This window comes from Citrobacter werkmanii (genome assembly GCF_008693645.1).
GTDB lineage: Bacteria > Pseudomonadota > Gammaproteobacteria > Enterobacterales > Enterobacteriaceae > Citrobacter > Citrobacter werkmanii.
Map to the genome: position 1 here is coordinate 3926560 of NZ_CP044101.1, position 16933 is coordinate 3943492.

A 16933-nucleotide genomic window follows, 5' to 3' on the forward strand; every position below is an offset into this window, starting at 1 on the left:
ATGCGGGCGCCCAGCAGGCACAACAGAGCCAATTAATTCCGTGGCGAATCAATCAAACACGCCATTAATAACGGCAGTGACAATCGCCGTGCTCAGTGCAATCAACACCAGATTGTCGCCAACGACCTGCCATTCATAACCAGGATAATACGGCAGTTGATTCAACATAGAAGGTGGGACGCTTTTTTTAGCTATCCCCGGAGGAAGCGGTTTTCCTCGCGCCAGATTTTTGGCAATGCCTGGCGGCAGTGATTTATACCCCGTCAAACCATATCTGACAGCATACTGCCTGGCCACGTTATAGCTGATGTCGCTATCCACATGATCCGGCTTGCCATAATTTTTACGCTGTTCTGTATGTGCATTATTTTTTTGGCCGGCGTTTCCTTTCTGGCTGTTACCACTATTACCCTTGTTTCCGCTATTACCATGGTTGCCACTATTACCATTGCCATTGCCGTTACCGGGGTTTGCGAATACAGGGGTGGCGCACATCGTCATCGCGGCAACGGCGACTAAAGCCGTTGCTAAAGTACGGAGTCTGGACATGATGATTCCTTGAGGTGTGGATACATATAAAAATGTAAGGTATTCCATGATGACTGGCTATCGCTATAACTCCGATTTATTGGCAAAAAAAGCGATGTCATTTTGCCAGGCGTAGGCTTGCGAATGTCCCCATTTGCAGTCTACCCCCGCCATCTGTTAACTCAGAACGGCAGAACGCATATCACATTTCACCCTCGCTACGGTGGAGAAAAATCAGTCAAAAATGTTGCGAAACTGCTATAAACTCTTTCGCTTCTGTCGGCTGGTGTTAAACTGGAAAGTGTGATCTTCATCATAACCTGCTCAAACAGAGAAAAGAGACACTGCTATGCAACATATCATTGAGGGCTTCCTCAACTTCCAAAAAGAGATTTTCCCTCAACGTAAGGAACTCTTCCGCAGCCTGGCATCCAGCCAGAATCCAAAAGCGCTTTTCATCTCCTGTTCCGATAGCCGTCTGGTGCCAGAACTGGTGACTCAGCAAGAGCCCGGGCAGTTGTTCGTTATCCGCAACGCCGGCAATATCGTCCCCTCTTTCGGACCGGAACCCGGTGGTGTCTCCGCCACCATCGAATATGCGGTAGTCGCACTCGGTGTGACGGATATTGTCATCTGTGGCCATTCCAATTGTGGCGCGATGAAAGCCATTGCTGATAGCCAGCCCCTCGATCCAATGCCCGCAGTGGCGCACTGGCTGCACTATGCCGATGCAGCTAAGGCCGTGGTCGAGAAGAAAACCTGGGATAATCCCATCGATAAAGTTAACGCCATGGTGGAAGAGAACGTTATCGCTCAGTTGAACAATATTAAAACGCACCCTTCCGTTGCTGTTGGACTGCGAAATAATGCGCTGCGTCTGCATGGCTGGGTGTATGACATCGAAAGCGGTGAAATTCGTACCCTGGATAAAAACAGCAAAACCTACGTTTCCCTTGCTGACAATCCGCAGGTACATTTCGAGTAAACCCTCCACTGGAGCAAGGATGCTCTGGATAATTATTTCCTACTTTTGTGCTATAGACAAAAAACACACCCGGACCTAATTTTTAAAAATAGCCTCTGATGTTTCTGCATTAGCTTTCGCGCATTCATTCAACATTACGACAGATATCATGTACGCAGCAGCAAATTAGCTGTTCGTATGAGATTTTTGTTAAGATGCAGGTAATTAAAGGAGTAGGCGCGAATGCAAACGAAAATAAAAAAAATAATTAAAACATTTTTCTATCATGAGTCGTGGGACATCATGATTCTAAAGGATCATGGCTCACACTTATTCCCCGATAACACTCTGGAAATACTGAGTAAAACTACTGCCCAGCAGTTAAAAAAGAAATATACGTTTCAGGCCGACCCTTTTATTGTTGAAAAGGCCGATAAACTGTATGTTTTTTATGAAGCTTTTAGCTTTCGAAATTCGAAAGGTACGCTAAGATGCCGCGTCCTGGATCGTGAACTGACTGAAATCGATGATGTTAAACTTGAGGGCTTTGACGACTTAAGGTGTCATTTGTCATTCCCTTTCCTGATTCATATCAACGATCAGCTTTTCATGATCCCTGAGTCTTCAGAAAGAAAAGAAGTCATACTGTTTCAGTCGGTAGAATTCCCGGCACGCTGGAAGAAAATCAAAGTCTTAATATCGGATACTGAATTAACTGATAATGTGTTTCTCACAATTAATGAAACCTGCTATCTTTTATCCACCACAATGGATAATGAAATCATTATTCACTCTGCTGAGAATATCTTTGGGGAGTGGCAGCGGATTGCCCCCTCACTGAAGGTGAGCAACCATCACCACCGGGGAGCCGGCGCACCTTACCTTGTCGATAACAAAATGTACTTCCTCACCCAGGAGTGCACACCTGAAACCTACGGAAAATCTATCTACATCAAAGAATTAGTTGCATTGAACGATACTGTTTTCGATGAAAGCCTGATCGAGAAAATCAATTCCTCGATCAACCACAGTGATGGTGTCCATACACTAAACTTCTCAAATAACTATATTGTTTATGACTCAAAAATAAACAAGTTCAGTTTTTTATCTATACTTAAAAAAATATCTTATAAATGTATGGTGAGATATCGTAACTACAACCTTACCAGACTTCACCAATAGCATGTTTTCTATGGTAGTGGCGTGAATCAATGCCCGTTTTGATAGCATAAATCTGGAGTCTGTATGGCAATTCTTGTCACTGGTGGCGCAGGTTATATTGGTTCACATACTGTTTTAACACTACTGGAAAGAGGCGATGATGTCGTTGTCATTGATAATCTGTCGAACTCTTGTCAAGTCTCGCTGGACAGAGTCGCGGAACTCGCCGGAAGGAAACCAACTGTCTATATCGCCGATATTTTGGATCGGCAGGCGTTAAAGAACATTTTCACCCGCCATAACATCACTGATGTCATTCATTTTGCGGGACTCAAATCGGTTTCGGAGTCGATAAAAGAACCCCTCGCCTACTATGAAAACAACGTCACGGGTACGCTGGTATTACTTGATGAGATGCGGGCCGCAGGCGTGAATCGTTTTATTTTTAGCTCATCGGCCACGGTATACGGTAATCCGGAAAGCGTGCCGCTAAGCGAGCAGTCGCGCACGGGCGGTACGACCAATCCGTACGGCACGTCTAAATTAATGGTCGAACAGATTCTGGCCGATTTTTCACGCGCACAGCCCGATTTTCGCATCACCTGCCTGCGCTATTTTAACCCGGCCGGAGCCCATCCATCGGGTCGAATTGGCGAAGATCCTAACGGTATTCCCAATAATCTGGTCCCGTATATCTCCCAGGTCGCGATTGGTAAACTTGAGACCGTGTCGGTATACGGTAATGACTACCCAACCTCCGACGGTACTGGCGTTCGTGATTATATACACGTCATGGATCTGGCGACCGGCCACTTAGCCGCGTTGGATTCCCAGAACAAAGGCGCCGCTTACAAGGTGATTAATCTTGGTACCGGAGTCGGGTATTCCGTACTTGACCTCATTGAGGCGTTTGAAAAAGCGGCGCAGACAAAAATTAATTATCAGTTTGTCGCCAGAAGACCCGGAGACATCGCCGAGTGTTGGTCAGACCCTTCTCTGGCGCGAAAAGAGTTAGGCTGGCAGGCTATCTATAGCCTTGATGAAATGATGCGCGACACGTGGAACTGGCAAAAAAATAACCCGAATGGTTATAACCTGTGATGTTCTCAGCCACGAGCCTGGTCGCCAGGCTCGTGGCTTTACCAGGCTAGCGTGACGTTATTGTTGATACACGATACCAGCCGTTGCTCTGCTTCCCTTCATTGGCCAGGTTGATTCTCGCGGCGCCGGATTTATCCAGCATCGCAACCTCAATCGCATATTGCCCTTTCGCCAACTGCTCCGGCATAGGCAGCGCATAGCTAACCTGATGAATTCCAGGGAGCCAATGTCGTATATCATCCGCCGCATTGCCCTGCGCCACCACCTTATTCGCACTGTCTACTACACGAAATGCCAGCGTATAGGACAGGTAGATCGGTGCCACTCCATCGTTATACCAGGTACTGTTCAACGTCAGAGTTTGTCCACTGTTCCACACTGACTCATGGCTCAGGGACGCTAAGCGAAATCGGTAGCCCAGTTTGGTCAGCGCATCGTCGACAATCGGTCGATAATCGCTGGGTATCGCTCTCGATTTCAGGTTGATGGTACTGGCATGCTGCTTGAGCGCCCAGTCAAAAATCCCCTGCACTTCGGCGCGCGTATAATGAAAAGAATTCTTCCAGTCCTGCATATACGAACAGATTTCCAGACTCACCGGCGCGCGTTTCCAGGCATCGTTAAAGCCTGCATAACTTTGCTGCGCTGCCAGTAATCGCTGAGGATAGTCATCTTGCATATGATTCCACGAGTCTGAAAACACGCGCAGGTCGCCCCAACAGTCCGCTCGCCACCCGGCCCCACGCGCCACCGCATTTGCCAGGCTTTGCCCACCGCTTATCAGCATAATTTTGGGCGTTTTGGGAAAGGCAGAAAAGTGCATCGCAACGTAGCGATCCAACTGTCCGGTGGTGTATCGCTGCATGAGTGGCTGCAGGTCGGGGAAGTTGCTGTTATGCCACTCTCCCCACGACCCCACCATGCCGATATCAACAAAAGCGAGATTCTCATTACCATCGTAGCGCTGACCCAATGCGTTGAGCAGTCGCTGGCTGTATTCGATAAACAAAGGGTCATCTAAATCCGGCACAAACGTCTTATTATCAGACGTCCAGGTCCCTTTTACGCCTTTTTTAATCAGCCAGTCGGGAATTTTAGTGCCATCCGCCGGATCGGCAAGCGCCATAAATCGTAGCCCGACATTCATCGCGGGACGCTGCGCCGCTGCGTATTTAAAGGCATCATCCACCAGCGCAAAATTGTACTGGCCCTCAACAGGTTCCAGATCTCGCCAGTAAAATCGCTCATACTCGAACCCGGTATTGGGATAATCCGCCAGACTCAGCGTTTCACCGTATCCCTGATGAAAACTGGCAACGCCAATCCCCGGATTAGTTAACGGCCCTGTCAATGCTTTGGGAGTTACGGTCGTTAATGCGGCCATGACCGACAGCGGGAGGAACATACCCAATAGCGCAGAAACCCATTTACTCTTCATCGCAGTAACGCCCCCCACTGGTTTAATCACGCTAGTGGTTTTTCAGATTTAACCACCAGTCCCAAATACCGACGTGAAAATTTTGGAATACATCAATACCTAACGCTGATTTGATCATATACAACGTCAGCAATACGCAGCAGGTGACGAACAGCACGGCGATCAACAGCAAAAAAGTGAGCAAGATCCGCGATAAAGTCGATTCCTGGCGATGCTGGCGGCGTAAATCTCTGCCAAACAAAAAAACCAGATAAAAACGTTTACTGAAAAAAGGAAAACTCCGGCGAATATCAATTTGATGCCGTGACGCCAATGTCGAGGCCAGGATCGCGTTTTCTACCCCTGCTTTTTGTTCCGGGGTCAACCCCGCCGCTATTTGCTCATCAAGGTGAGCGTAGAATCGCTCGATGACGGGAGGACGATTTTGAGGACTGGTCAAAATTAACCTATATCTTTATCAATTGAGTGATAGACGTTGACTGTCTTTTTGGCGATTTCATACCAATTATAGTTTTGCAAATATACACGATAGTCCACGCGATTGGCTGTCACCCAGTGGGTTAATTTCTCGGCCAGACTGTTCACATCCCCGACCTTAAAATAGGCTTCGGCAGGTAGCTGAACTTCCAGGTTCGCCGGAATATCACTGACCACGGTGGGAAGAGAAAAGGACATCGCTTCCAGCAACGCAATAGGCAGACCTTCGTGATATGAAGGCATCACAAACAGTTTCGCCTGTGAAAATACCGCCTGCAGCTCATCACCGCGTAAAAATCCGGTCATCACGACGCCTGGCGTGTCGGCGGCCTGCTTTTTGAGGCGAATGCTGTATTCAGTCGGATGATCCGCATCGCCAATTAACACCAGCGGCATGGTCAAACCGCTTTGTTGATAAGCGGCGATGGCGTCATGCATCCCTTTTTCTTCTACAAATCGTCCAACCACCACAAGATAATTTTTCGGCTGTAGCCTAAAGCGGGAGAGCGTATTTTCGATAGTCAGCTCAGATAATAACCGCGGATCGTTCACACCGTTGTGAATTAAATGCGCGTCATAGCGACCATGTTTTTTCTGGATCAGTTGATTAATCACCTCAGAAATCACAATCACCTCGTTGGCGTATCTCACCGCCCAGCGTTCACCCAGCAACAGTATTTTTTGGGCAATGAAACCCCATTTCTGACGATCGTAGTCAGGCCCATGGTGGGTAAAAACGACCTTTTTGCCTAAAACACGTAATAATGGGATCACAAGGCCTGGTCCGATAGCATGCACATGCACAATATCCGAATGGTCGAAAACTGTCCTCAATGCCGCCAAAACGGAATGAACAATTGCTTCCAGCGAACGTTTTTTGGGCGCCCACAGCGCATAGGTTTCGACTTTCTTATACGTTGACCGTTTGTAATTCACATACGGTGAGCGAGCGATAACACAAATATCAACATCGAGCTGCTGCTTAATAGCAGGATAAAGATTCTGGCAGTGAGTCTCCACGCCGCCCAACACATCCGGAATACCTCGTGTGCCAAAAACCGTTATTTTTTTCATACTATGGCCTGCTCAGCAGTTCTTTATACAGCGCCAGTAAGGTATCCATATGTTTACTTAGCGCATATTTTTCACTTAACCGCGCACGACCATGTAACCCCATAACCCGCGCTTTCTCTGGTGCGTCAGCCAGCGTATCCATCGCATTCGCCAACGCTTGCGCATTGCCCGGCTCGAATAAAATCCCTTCGATACCGTCACGAATTTGTTCCGGGATCCCGCCAATGCGCGAACCAATCACCGGTTTGCCTAAAGCCATCGCTTCTAATATCGCCATGGAACAGTTTTCATAACATTCAGAAGGAAGGATCACCGCCCGCGCATGCTTAATAAGCTTATCGAGAGCCTCCCCTTGCTGCACATAACCTAAAAACTCGACATCCGGGTATTGGGCGACTAACTCGTCATGTAGCGGACCGTGGCCCACAATTTTTAACGGTGCTTTGTTCTGCATTTTCTTATGTGCCGCCAGCAGCGTTGCCACCCCTTTTTCACGGCTCAGGCGACCAAAGAACAACATATAGCCTTCATCGCTTGTCTCATCCAGAGGACGGCTGTCATCGACCCCATTAACGATCACATCAATGCGGGAATTCGGCAGCGTACGCAACAACACGCCGCGTAAAAAAACGCTCGGCGAAACAATCACATCCAGCGCCTGGTAATTTTGCGCAATGTATTGCCAGGTTGCCTCCAGAGAGAGCAATAAGCTTTTTGAAGCGGAACCTTCCTGGCAACGATACCTGAAGGCATTAAAAACCGTGCCGGTGATACAGGCATCACACACTTTGCCGTCGCGCAGCATGGAATATGCAGGACATACAATCTTATAGTCATGCGCAGTCAGTACCGTTTTGCAGCCAAAATTGCGCGCAACTTTAATTATCGCTGGCGTTAACTGGTGGTAGATATTATGAAAATGCACGATATCCGGGCGCTCTTTTTGCAATAACGCCAGCATTTTTTTGCAGGCCTGCGAATTATGAATAAAGTTAACCGCCGTTTTGATCCCGCCCAACAAATTACTTTCTTTGTGGTAGTCCACATTGCTGACAAAATAATCCGCATAGTCCGAAGGGAAATTTTTCTCATGCTGCATCGAGAAATCAATCACCTGCACTCCGGCCTGTTTCAGCATATCGCGCTCTTGAAAATAAACTGTTTCCGCGCCGCCTTTGATGAAAAAAAACTTATTTACTAATAAAACTTTCATGGCGTCTGCCTTAGTTATTCATGAATGATTTTACTGTCAGGCGGAGTCAACGGATCGCGTAGCGGATGTGTCAGCCCTATAACAAGTCCCGCAGAAAGCACAGCTAAGTTCATCACGCTTTGCAGGCCGTTCAATAACGACCGATTCTGCACGGTTTTCAGTATGACAAAGGCAAGCAATGGCAGAAATGCGATATCGAAAAGCTCAAGATTTAAAGTCACCGCCGCAATGAATAAGGCCACCAGGTAAACAGCAAAAATCGCCTCATTTTTAACCATCTTTAACGCGTTGGTGAAATAGGGTTTTCCCCAGGCGCAGCGTAAAAATTCGCCCGGCGCCTGATAGTATTTGCTTTTCCAGCGATGCTTCAGCATCTGAAAGGTCGGCATGGTATGCGAAGTATGAATGAAATACGGAATATTCAGACGACGTAGTTTATAACCCGCGTCAAGTAAACGCAGGCCGAGTTCGGCTTCTTCATAAGCGTGCAGATTACGGTTGGTAAGATAACCAATTTTCTCAATGGCGGAGCGGCGATATAGCCCCCCGCCGCCTAAATGGTCGCTGTCCCCTACGGGATAGATTTTATTAATGCGTTGCTTACGCGATTTAAATTCATAGTTAACGGCATCGTCCATTTCGACGGTTCCCGCTACGCCTGCATATTCCGGTTCAGCCTGCAAAAACGCGACAGCCTGATCCACAAACCCTTCTTCCAGCTCCATGTCGCCATCCATCAGCAACAGATATTCCCCCTCACTATAAAGGTAACCCAACTGATGTCCGACGCCACAGCAACGATCGCCAGGATCGGTTAATGACACCACAGTCACCCCTTTATCGATCGCCAACTGCTGGGTGTTATCCGTTGACAGACTATCTGCCACAATAATTTTATGTGGATAATCAACAAGCTGTTTCCGGATACTATCAATTGTTTTCTCAATACATTCAGATTCATTGAGCGTTTTAATACTCACTGAAATAAACGGTTTATTGTCCATACAATTACCCTACGCAGCGAAGGACGGTTCGACGAATCACTAAACTTGATCCTAGTGATAAATAGAACAGGAATTGTAACATCGGTATAATCATCAGTATCTGGCTGTAAGGTAAGCTAATTAAGCAAGCAATCGCAAAAGCATTAAATGCCGGAGCAAAGCTCAACAATTGCAGATCCTGCTGGTCCAGTTGTTCAAGCATCAGTAAAGGCTTGGGCTGACATATTTTCAGGATATAAATGAATAAGCTAATGAAGAGTAACGTGCCAATCACCCCCACTTCCCACAGCAGCATACTCAGAGAAGTCGAGTCGAGGATTAAGTTATAAATAATATTCAGAAAGCCTGGCGAAACCGTACTACCACTGTTAGTGGCGTTGAGTCCATAGCCAAATAACGTTCCTGAAAGTCCCCACAGATCGTTATTTTTTAGCCAGAACAGGAAGGTCGTAAAGCGCCCTAACTCCCCGGTAGACATAATGTAGTTCGGGTCAAAAATATAGCTCAAAGAGTCGATGAAAATACTCAACGAGCTTTTCGACGGATCGCCGCCAAACGCAGTAGAATAATAATACGCAAGGATCACTATCGACAGGCTAATCAGCAGCAACATCCCCGCCACAATAACCAATAACGTCTTCAGATTAACCTTGCTAACGTCTTTAACGTAGCTCGGTGAGATCCACACCCACGCCAGGAACAGCGGCGATAGCAGGATAACGAACTTTACTTCGCCAATAATACATAGCCCGATCCCGAGAACAATGTGCAACGCCATGGATTTAAACGTGGTCAGTCCGTGCTTATACTCAGAGACCTTTAACAACATAATCAGCAGGCAAAACAGGCCCATCGCAGCAGTGTTACCGCCCCCCATCGGGTCGCCGCCAAACGTGCCCACCACGGAATCCCATTTTTCATCTTCACCACGCACCGCGACACGCTGGGGAACAACCAGTAAAACCTGATAAATCATTACCGGGATCTGCGCGTAAAACACCCAGTACAAATAGCGAGTCACGCGATAAATCTGCGACTCCCGGCAAAATCCCAGCAGTAAACAGATCATCACCAGCGACAGTGCGATTTCATTTTTAAAGGCCACAATCGCGACGGTGATCCCTCCCTGAATCAGAGTTGAAGCCCCGGCCAGTATCAGGAATGAGAAATACAGCGCCAGCACAATCGTCTCCTGCGCGTCCAGACGCAGCGAGCCATCTCGCGTCTGCATCACCAGTAATCCCACCATCAACAGGGTCAGAAAAAAGGGGATCCATAGCACCGACTGTATGCCGGTAAAGTATTGCACCAGGCCACACAGGATCAGGGTAACGAAGGTATAACCTTGCAAATAATATCCGGTATTCAGCGTCATAGTATCACCGGCCTGTCTTTCAGCAGATTAGCCCGCTTATTCATTTTCAAATAAATAAAGGCGTAGCGAATAAATGTCAGTGAAGAAAACAAAATCACCGACGTTGCATAGTCTTTATAAAAATAGGGCGTCACGACAAAAGCGAATAGCACAATCGCCAGTTGCTCCAACTGGATGCGCAGAAAATAGCGATGTGAGCCAAAAATAAGCTCTATGACCGTCAGGGGGCTTATCGCCAGCGCCGGGAACAGGTAGGGTAGCATGTAGCGTGACGTTTCAATGGAGTTAATCCAGTCTTCGCTAAAACCAAGGCGCATCACAATCGGGTAGAAAATAAACACGCCAAGAGTACAGATAACTCCCAGCACCAACAGTAGCATCCGTACCCGGGTATATTCCTGATAATTAAAGGTGTTATTTCTAAAATCGATAGACCACTTGGAAAAAATAGTATTGCGCACCGCGTTCCCGATGATCACCACCGGCGCCAGGCAGAAGCGGCTGACCACGGAAAAATAACCGGCTGTCAGCGCCGAAAACCAGAAGTTAATCAGCATAATCGGCAGATTGCTGCTGGCCATCGCCAACACCTCAGCGCTGCCAACTTTAGTGATGTGATGAATATTCTGTTTAAAAAAATGCCAATTGCTGGCGGGTCGCAAATGTTGGGCCGCCACCAAACGAATATCAAACGAATGCAAAATACAGCTGATGGTCAGTACCATCGTCGCGCAGGCCCATGACCAGTAGAACAGTTGCACATGGTGCGTAACCAGTATCGAAAGTAATACCACCACAGAAACAGAAATGCGCTGGAAGATCAGAAAACGAAAGTTAGCTGTGCGCAGCGCCAGGTTTTCCGAGATCAGAACCCACGCCGTAGCAAGCGTCAGTAAATAGAGAAACAGTATGCTCTGGTGAAACAACCACGCGGTCAGTACAGCGTAGGGTAAGGCGATAATCGTGCTTTGTATCAGGCAAAACACAACATTCTGTACCAGTTCGTCGTCCTGCTGTTTAGGAATTAACAGCTGTGACGCAAAAGTACAGACCTGAGCGCCCACCACGGCAATACTGTAGTTGAGCGCATAAAGCCCCACTTCAGCCATATCGTACTTGTGTGAGATCAACCAGATAGACAGCGCACCAATCAACTGCGAGATGACTGATGAACCGGCTATCGTGGAGGCGCTCTTCAGTAGACTCATACGCGGCCTGGCGTTGTCATCAGTTGATCGGTGCTGAAGTTCAGTGAACGCAGGCCCTCTTGTGTTTCAAGGTCCTTTTCTTCAACCGCATTCAGCACAGCGCCAATCACAACGCCATCATTTTCCTCGATCTTGTCCAGCGCGTTGGCTATATGTCCCGCCGAACCCGATCCGGCTTTCACGATGAAAATAACGCCATCAACGGCGCGTTTGATCAATTGCACGTCCTGACTCTGATTTACCGCAGCCACATCGATAATGATGCGTTGATAGTGGGATTTCAGTTCGTGCATTAACGGCTCAAGGTGCCCGGACGACAACATCAGCAGAGAAGAGATGGTGGTCTTCCCGTGCGGGATAAAATCGAGATTATCACTGAGCTTGATCCGCGCCTGTTCAAGCTGGGTCTCCCCACGCAGCAGTTCCGCTACGCCTGCGGACGTTGCCGATGCCAACTCGGATGAGAGTCCGTCAGTATTGAAGAAATCCGCATCGATAAGCAGCGTTTTCTGATCGAAACTAAAGGAATTTGCTAACAGACTCGCCAGCAAAGAGCGCCCTTCACGGTGCTCCGTCGACGCCACGGCGAGCGTCTGTAACGGTCGATTATCCAACATAATCCGGGTACGGATACCGTGCACAATATCGGCATTCAGCGGGTTCTTCAGGATCATGTCCCGCACCTGCGCGCGCCCTGAGGTTCCGCTAAAACGACGGATTTCGCCCAGCGGAGCAACGTTCAGACGTTTTTTCATACGACTCAACGTACCGATTGAGTTGTCCATCGCCGCTTTGACAATGAAATACATGATACTGAACACCACCACCAGCAGGACCACCATCACCAACAAGAGGGATTTATTCGGCTTCGCTGGTTTTAGTGCGGGAACGGCAGGATCATATAACACCGCGTCGGCATTTACGCCGGACAGCGACAGTTCCTGAGTACGTTGATACAGCGATTTATACAGATCTTCCATTTTATCTAACGACAGCTTTTGGCTATTCCAGGCATCACGTTTTGAGGCCATTTTCTGGAAGATCTCTTTCTGTTGCTCCACCTGCTGCTGATAGTTCTTTTCATCCGCCAGCGCCGCCAGATATTGCTGACGTAACCCCACTTTCAGCTCACCAAGAACCCGTCCGGTTTGGCTTTGGATCGACTGGACATCAGCTTCTGCTTTTAAAATAGCGGGATTTTTCGGCCCGTATACTTTGCGCAGTTCAGACAACGTGCGCTGCGCTTGAATTAACGCGATACGTAAATCCTGAATCTGAGCGTGGTTAGAGACCGAAGGTAGAGAGATAACGCTCTCCACCGACCGCCCTCCGCTGTTCACCTCGTTATAGACAGATTCTGCGGCAACGCGACGTTGGGTCGCATCAGCCAGACGATTGGTGACGATACTTAACTGCTCGGTTTCAAAACCATCGATACCGCGAAAAGTCAGCAGCCCGGCGTTTTTCAGATAGCTGTCCATTTCCTCTTTTTGTTTCGCTATCGACTTCTGAATCTCTTCCATTTTTTCAAAATTCAGTTCGCGGGCTTTCTCTACTTTCAGGCGCTTTTGCTCAACCGTATAGTTGATGAACGCCTGCGCGACGCCGTTGGCAACGTCAGCAGCCATCAGCGGCGAGGGGGATTCATAGGTGATAGACGCCAGGTTCGTTGTACGAATACCGATGACATTCAGGTTTTTCGACAACGTTTTCAGCGCTTGCTCCATCCTCAACTGCCGGCTCTCATTGCTTTCCGCTCCCTGGGTACCGGCTTTTTCCCCGGTAAATTCCGGGTTTTCATCCAGTTTCATATCGCGGACGGCTTGCTCAAGCACAATACGCGAATGCATCAACGCATATTGCGTTTCATAGTAACCACTGCGCGTTGAATCGAAACCATCAACCTGTGGGAATGGAGAAACGTTATCGGCCTGGGCTTTAATCAGTACCGTCGCCGTTGAGACATACTTTGAGGACATCATGCTGATTAATGGGTATGCCACGACCCCGGCAACGATACCGGCCAGTGCGATTTTCCAGGCGTTCTTTTTCAGCTCTTTGGCAAAGCGGGAGAATTCAACCGTACTTTCTCGTTTTTTGCCGTTTTCCACTATAGATAGTTTCATCGTCAGAAGAACCCCATGCCAATAATCACGACATCCCCAGGATGAACAGAGTGCGTTAAATCGACATTCTCAAGCAACTGATTGCTCCCCGACAGGCGAATGTTGATATCTTTTCGGTCAGCACGATCTGTAAATCCGCCCGCCTGCGCAATTGATTTCTCGACGGTAAGACCTGGCTCCCAGGCAAATCCGTTCGGGCTTTTCACCTCGCCCGAAACATAGTATTTACGGAACTCGGCAATACTCACTGTCACCATCGGCGTGGTAAAGTAATCTCCCGTCAGCCGTTGAGTTAATTCGTTAGTCACCTGTTCGACAGTTTTATCTTTTAATTTAAGAGCGCCCACAAACGGGAAATTAATCTCCCCGCTCTTATCCAAAATAAACCGCATCGTCATATCAGGTTGACCGTGAACAGCGATATTGACAGTATCCCCCGCCCCAAGCCGGTAATCCTGCTGAACAGTAGCAGGATCATCCATTAATCTCGGGCTGGACGTTGTGCATCCGACCACCAGGATACTGAATAGCAAAAACGCGCACAGTTCTATTATTTTCATTTTAGATCTGAACCTTAGCTTTAAGCATAATCATAGAATTATCATAACCCAACGTTCTAATAACTTCCTGGTTGTCGTTGGGACCGATATAAAACGAGTCAGTATCCTTATTCGAATTCAATGTATCTAATTGATATTTAATCTCAAAATTAACCGATGGCGTATAGTCGTAGCTCATGGTTACGCTAAATACCCCATCTTTATCATGCCGATCCTTGTTCTGTTTTTTATAGTCTTCCGCAGTGTATGAATAATCCAGCAAAGTCGAAAAACGATTACCTAACCAGAAATGCTGGTAAGAAATGCCATACTGGGTCACTAAAATGTATCCCCCAACCTCCGACGGGTCTTTAATACTTTGTGCCGAGTGGGCTGTGAAAACCGACTGTTGCAGCGGCTTCCACTCTGCTTTTATGTCCCAGTTGAGGCCATTAAAATCATGCGAATTTGTGCTGTTTTCAAATGTTTTGTACAACCATGAAATATTCATGTCGACGTTAGTTTTTCCGGTCAACTGCGACTTCATGCCGTACAGCAAATAGTACTCATTAGTATCTTTTTCTGAGTTGTTGTCATAGCGACGCTGGTTAGTAATAAAGCTATAGCGAAAGCGTGTTCTGGATGTGTATTGGTCAAAAATTTCCGCTACCAGACTATTTTCGTGCCATTCCTGTTCCTGAATGTAATGGTAGAAATCCTCACTGGTATCCTGCACATCAGAAGTATTACCGAAAGTCAGTTTTTTGTATAACAACGCCAGTTCCGCTTTGCCACGCCCCTCTGGCGCGCCGTAGCTGTAGCGTAATTCACTGTTGATGAAATTTGTCGTCAACGGTGATTTAATGCCATACTGCTCGAACTGGCCCGGTAAAAAGCCCTCGGTAATGCCGCGGCCACGGGATTCATGTCCAAGCGAATCCTCCAGATTGAGGGTTAAGCCATGCTTGAGTCCATAACGCCAGGCCCCGTTAAAACGGAAAAAATGATCGGTGTAGTTATCAGCAGAATCGCTCGAGTAGTTACGGTAATCCCCAGAGTACATCAGTAAATACTTATCCTGACCGCGCTCGCCGATCATACTCAGCACTGGCGCTGCGCTCTGAAACGAGGAACCGACAGCATCGCTGTTATGTGGCTGATAGGTCACGTTATCATTATAACCATAATCCACAGCAACCTTGCCCTGGAAGTCGATCCCCGCAAAGCCTATGTGTGATTTCGGTGTTAAATCAGCCCATGCGGACTGCGTTATCACGATTCCGGTAATAACGATTAATTTAGTATGCATTCTTACCGACAAATCCTTTGAAAATGGTTTTAATGATAATTTTTATATCCAGCCATAATGACCAGTTTTGAATGTACTCAATATCGTACTGAACCCGTTTTTCCATCTTATAAAGCGCATCGATTTCCCCACGAAAACCGTTAATCTGCGCAAGTCCGGTGATGCCAGGCTTTACCTTATGGCGGATCATGTAATTTTCGACCTGTTTACGATACTGCTCATTATGCGTAACCGCATGGGGTCTGGGACCCACAATCGACATACTTCCCTGCAATACGTTAATAAATTGCGGAAGTTCATCCAGCGATGTACGGCGTAAGAAACTACCGAATTTCGTCACCCGCGGATCGTTTTTCGTGGCCTGAATTACCGTCCCGGAATTCTCCATAACGCGCATAGTGCGAAATTTCCAGACCTTAATTTTTTGCCCACTCAGGCCATACCTGTCTTGTTTAAAAAAAACCGGCCCACGAGAAGTGAGTTTGATACCAATAGCAATAACCAACATCAGCGACGAAATCATCAGCATAATGATACTGCCAAGCACCAAATCTTCCGCCCGCTTAATAAACGAACCCGCCCCTTCAAACGGTGAGCTAAAGATACCGATGGTTTGCAGGTTGTGGATAGAGCGTAGCTTGGACATATTGTTGCTGTAGGTATAAAAGTCAGGAACAATATAGGTATCTACGGTGGTGTCTGACATCATAGCCAGGAAATGGCGGATGCGGTGCAGCGCCACCATCGGTAAAGCGATATATATTTCGTCAATATTTCCCAGTCGGGCTTCCTCAACCAGATTAATCACCGGGCCACGAAAGGGGCTTTTGATCTTATCAACGATGTCGCCACAGCGCGATAACGCCCGCTCATCATAAAAAGCCAGATCCAATTTGATATTGGCGTACTCATACAGTAACGCGCTTTCCGCGGCCAGACCATTGTCGGTCAAACCAATAATCGCCACGCGCATACTCTTTTTCGTTGAATATTTAAAAATAAAAAAGCGAATGTAATAAAGAAAAGGTAATGGAATGAAGTACCAGTAAATAATGGCAGAATAAAAAGGCGAAGGTAAGCGGTCTAAGTAACCGAGGGACTCCGGTTCTGCCACTGTCATACTCACCAGCTCGTTAAAAAAAATAGCCAGCAGCGTACAAAAAAGTAACCGTTTTTGATTACGTAAACCAATCGTTTTAATTTTTTGCTGATAAATCTTGATATATTCAGCAAACAGCAAAAAAAAGACTGAAAACAGAATGCTCAGAATAGCAATGGTGTTAAATGGCATCAACCCCAGCAGATGGGCACTAAAAATTAGCGTCACATTAATAACGATAAAATCAACCAGTTTTAAAAAGACTGGATATCCTTGACTGCTAATCTTTAGCGATTTTTTTAGCATATCTCAGCCCA

The 16933-nt window shown here is 47.2% G+C and carries 15 protein-coding genes; 3 read left to right on the forward strand and 12 right to left on the reverse strand.

Annotation, left to right across the window (positions count from 1 at the left end; all coding sequences use genetic code 11):
* Positions 1-48: 48 nt before the first annotated feature.
* Positions 49-549 (reverse strand): anti-virulence regulator CigR family protein, encoded by a 501-nt coding sequence (locus tag FOB24_RS19435; protein WP_038632857.1) that lies wholly within the window; start codon positions 547-549, stop codon positions 49-51.
* Between the two features lie 328 nt (positions 550-877).
* Here FOB24_RS19435 and FOB24_RS19440 point away from each other — a divergent pair, with 328 nt between their 5' ends.
* From FOB24_RS19440 to galE, 3 genes are all read left to right on the forward strand, one after another.
* Entirely contained in the window at positions 878-1513 is a 636-nt protein-coding gene (locus FOB24_RS19440) for a carbonic anhydrase (protein ID WP_038632863.1), read from the forward strand.
* A gap of 222 nt (positions 1514-1735) precedes the next feature.
* Positions 1736-2674: a glucosamine inositolphosphorylceramide transferase family protein gene (locus FOB24_RS19445; RefSeq protein ID WP_150345354.1), complete on the forward strand. Its 939-nt coding sequence runs from the start codon at positions 1736-1738 to the stop codon at positions 2672-2674.
* A 63-nt stretch (positions 2675-2737) separates the two neighbouring features.
* Complete coding sequence (gene galE / locus FOB24_RS19450; RefSeq protein ID WP_038632871.1) at positions 2738-3754, forward strand: UDP-glucose 4-epimerase GalE; 1017 nt, start codon at positions 2738-2740, stop codon at positions 3752-3754.
* A gap of 46 nt (positions 3755-3800) precedes the next feature.
* Here galE and FOB24_RS19455 read toward each other — a convergent pair whose 3' ends face one another.
* The 11 genes from FOB24_RS19455 to FOB24_RS19505 are packed head-to-tail and all read right to left on the reverse strand — an operon-like array spanning position 3801 to position 16922.
* Complete coding sequence (locus FOB24_RS19455; RefSeq protein ID WP_137351667.1) at positions 3801-5192, reverse strand: DUF4832 domain-containing protein; 1392 nt, start codon at positions 5190-5192, stop codon at positions 3801-3803.
* Positions 5193-5223: 31 nt separating this feature from the next.
* Complete coding sequence (locus FOB24_RS19460) at positions 5224-5631, reverse strand: hypothetical protein (RefSeq protein ID WP_038632874.1); 408 nt, start codon at positions 5629-5631, stop codon at positions 5224-5226.
* A gap of 2 nt (positions 5632-5633) precedes the next feature.
* Positions 5634-6743, reverse strand: a complete 1110-nt coding sequence (locus FOB24_RS19465) for a glycosyltransferase family 4 protein (protein WP_150345355.1) — start codon at positions 6741-6743, stop codon at positions 5634-5636.
* Position 6744: 1 nt separating this feature from the next.
* Entirely contained in the window at positions 6745-7956 is a 1212-nt protein-coding gene (locus tag FOB24_RS19470; RefSeq protein WP_150345356.1) for a glycosyltransferase family 4 protein, read from the reverse strand.
* A gap of 14 nt (positions 7957-7970) precedes the next feature.
* On the reverse strand, positions 7971-8960 hold the full coding sequence (locus FOB24_RS19475; RefSeq protein ID WP_150345357.1) for a glycosyltransferase: 990 nt from the start codon (positions 8958-8960) through the stop codon (positions 7971-7973).
* Between the two features lie 4 nt (positions 8961-8964).
* Positions 8965-10335, reverse strand: a complete 1371-nt coding sequence (locus FOB24_RS19480; RefSeq protein WP_038632883.1) for a hypothetical protein — start codon at positions 10333-10335, stop codon at positions 8965-8967.
* The gene (locus tag FOB24_RS19485; RefSeq protein ID WP_038632887.1) at positions 10332-11543 is read right to left on the reverse strand and encodes a lipopolysaccharide biosynthesis protein; all 1212 of its coding nucleotides are present in this window, start codon (positions 11541-11543) and stop codon (positions 10332-10334) included. Before FOB24_RS19485 ends, FOB24_RS19480 begins: the two co-directional genes overlap by 4 nt.
* The gene (locus FOB24_RS19490; RefSeq protein ID WP_150345358.1) at positions 11540-13669 is read right to left on the reverse strand and encodes a GumC family protein; all 2130 of its coding nucleotides are present in this window, start codon (positions 13667-13669) and stop codon (positions 11540-11542) included. The genes FOB24_RS19485 and FOB24_RS19490 overlap by 4 nt, the downstream gene beginning before the upstream one ends.
* Before the next feature lie 2 nt (positions 13670-13671).
* Complete coding sequence (locus FOB24_RS19495) at positions 13672-14229, reverse strand: polysaccharide biosynthesis/export family protein (protein WP_038632893.1); 558 nt, start codon at positions 14227-14229, stop codon at positions 13672-13674.
* 1 nt (position 14230) lies between these two features.
* The gene (locus tag FOB24_RS19500) at positions 14231-15517 is read right to left on the reverse strand and encodes an outer membrane beta-barrel protein (protein WP_137351665.1); all 1287 of its coding nucleotides are present in this window, start codon (positions 15515-15517) and stop codon (positions 14231-14233) included.
* Positions 15507-16922, reverse strand: a complete 1416-nt coding sequence (locus FOB24_RS19505) for an undecaprenyl-phosphate glucose phosphotransferase (RefSeq protein ID WP_087856207.1) — start codon at positions 16920-16922, stop codon at positions 15507-15509. The genes FOB24_RS19500 and FOB24_RS19505 overlap by 11 nt, the downstream gene beginning before the upstream one ends.
* Positions 16923-16933 lie beyond the last annotated feature (11 nt).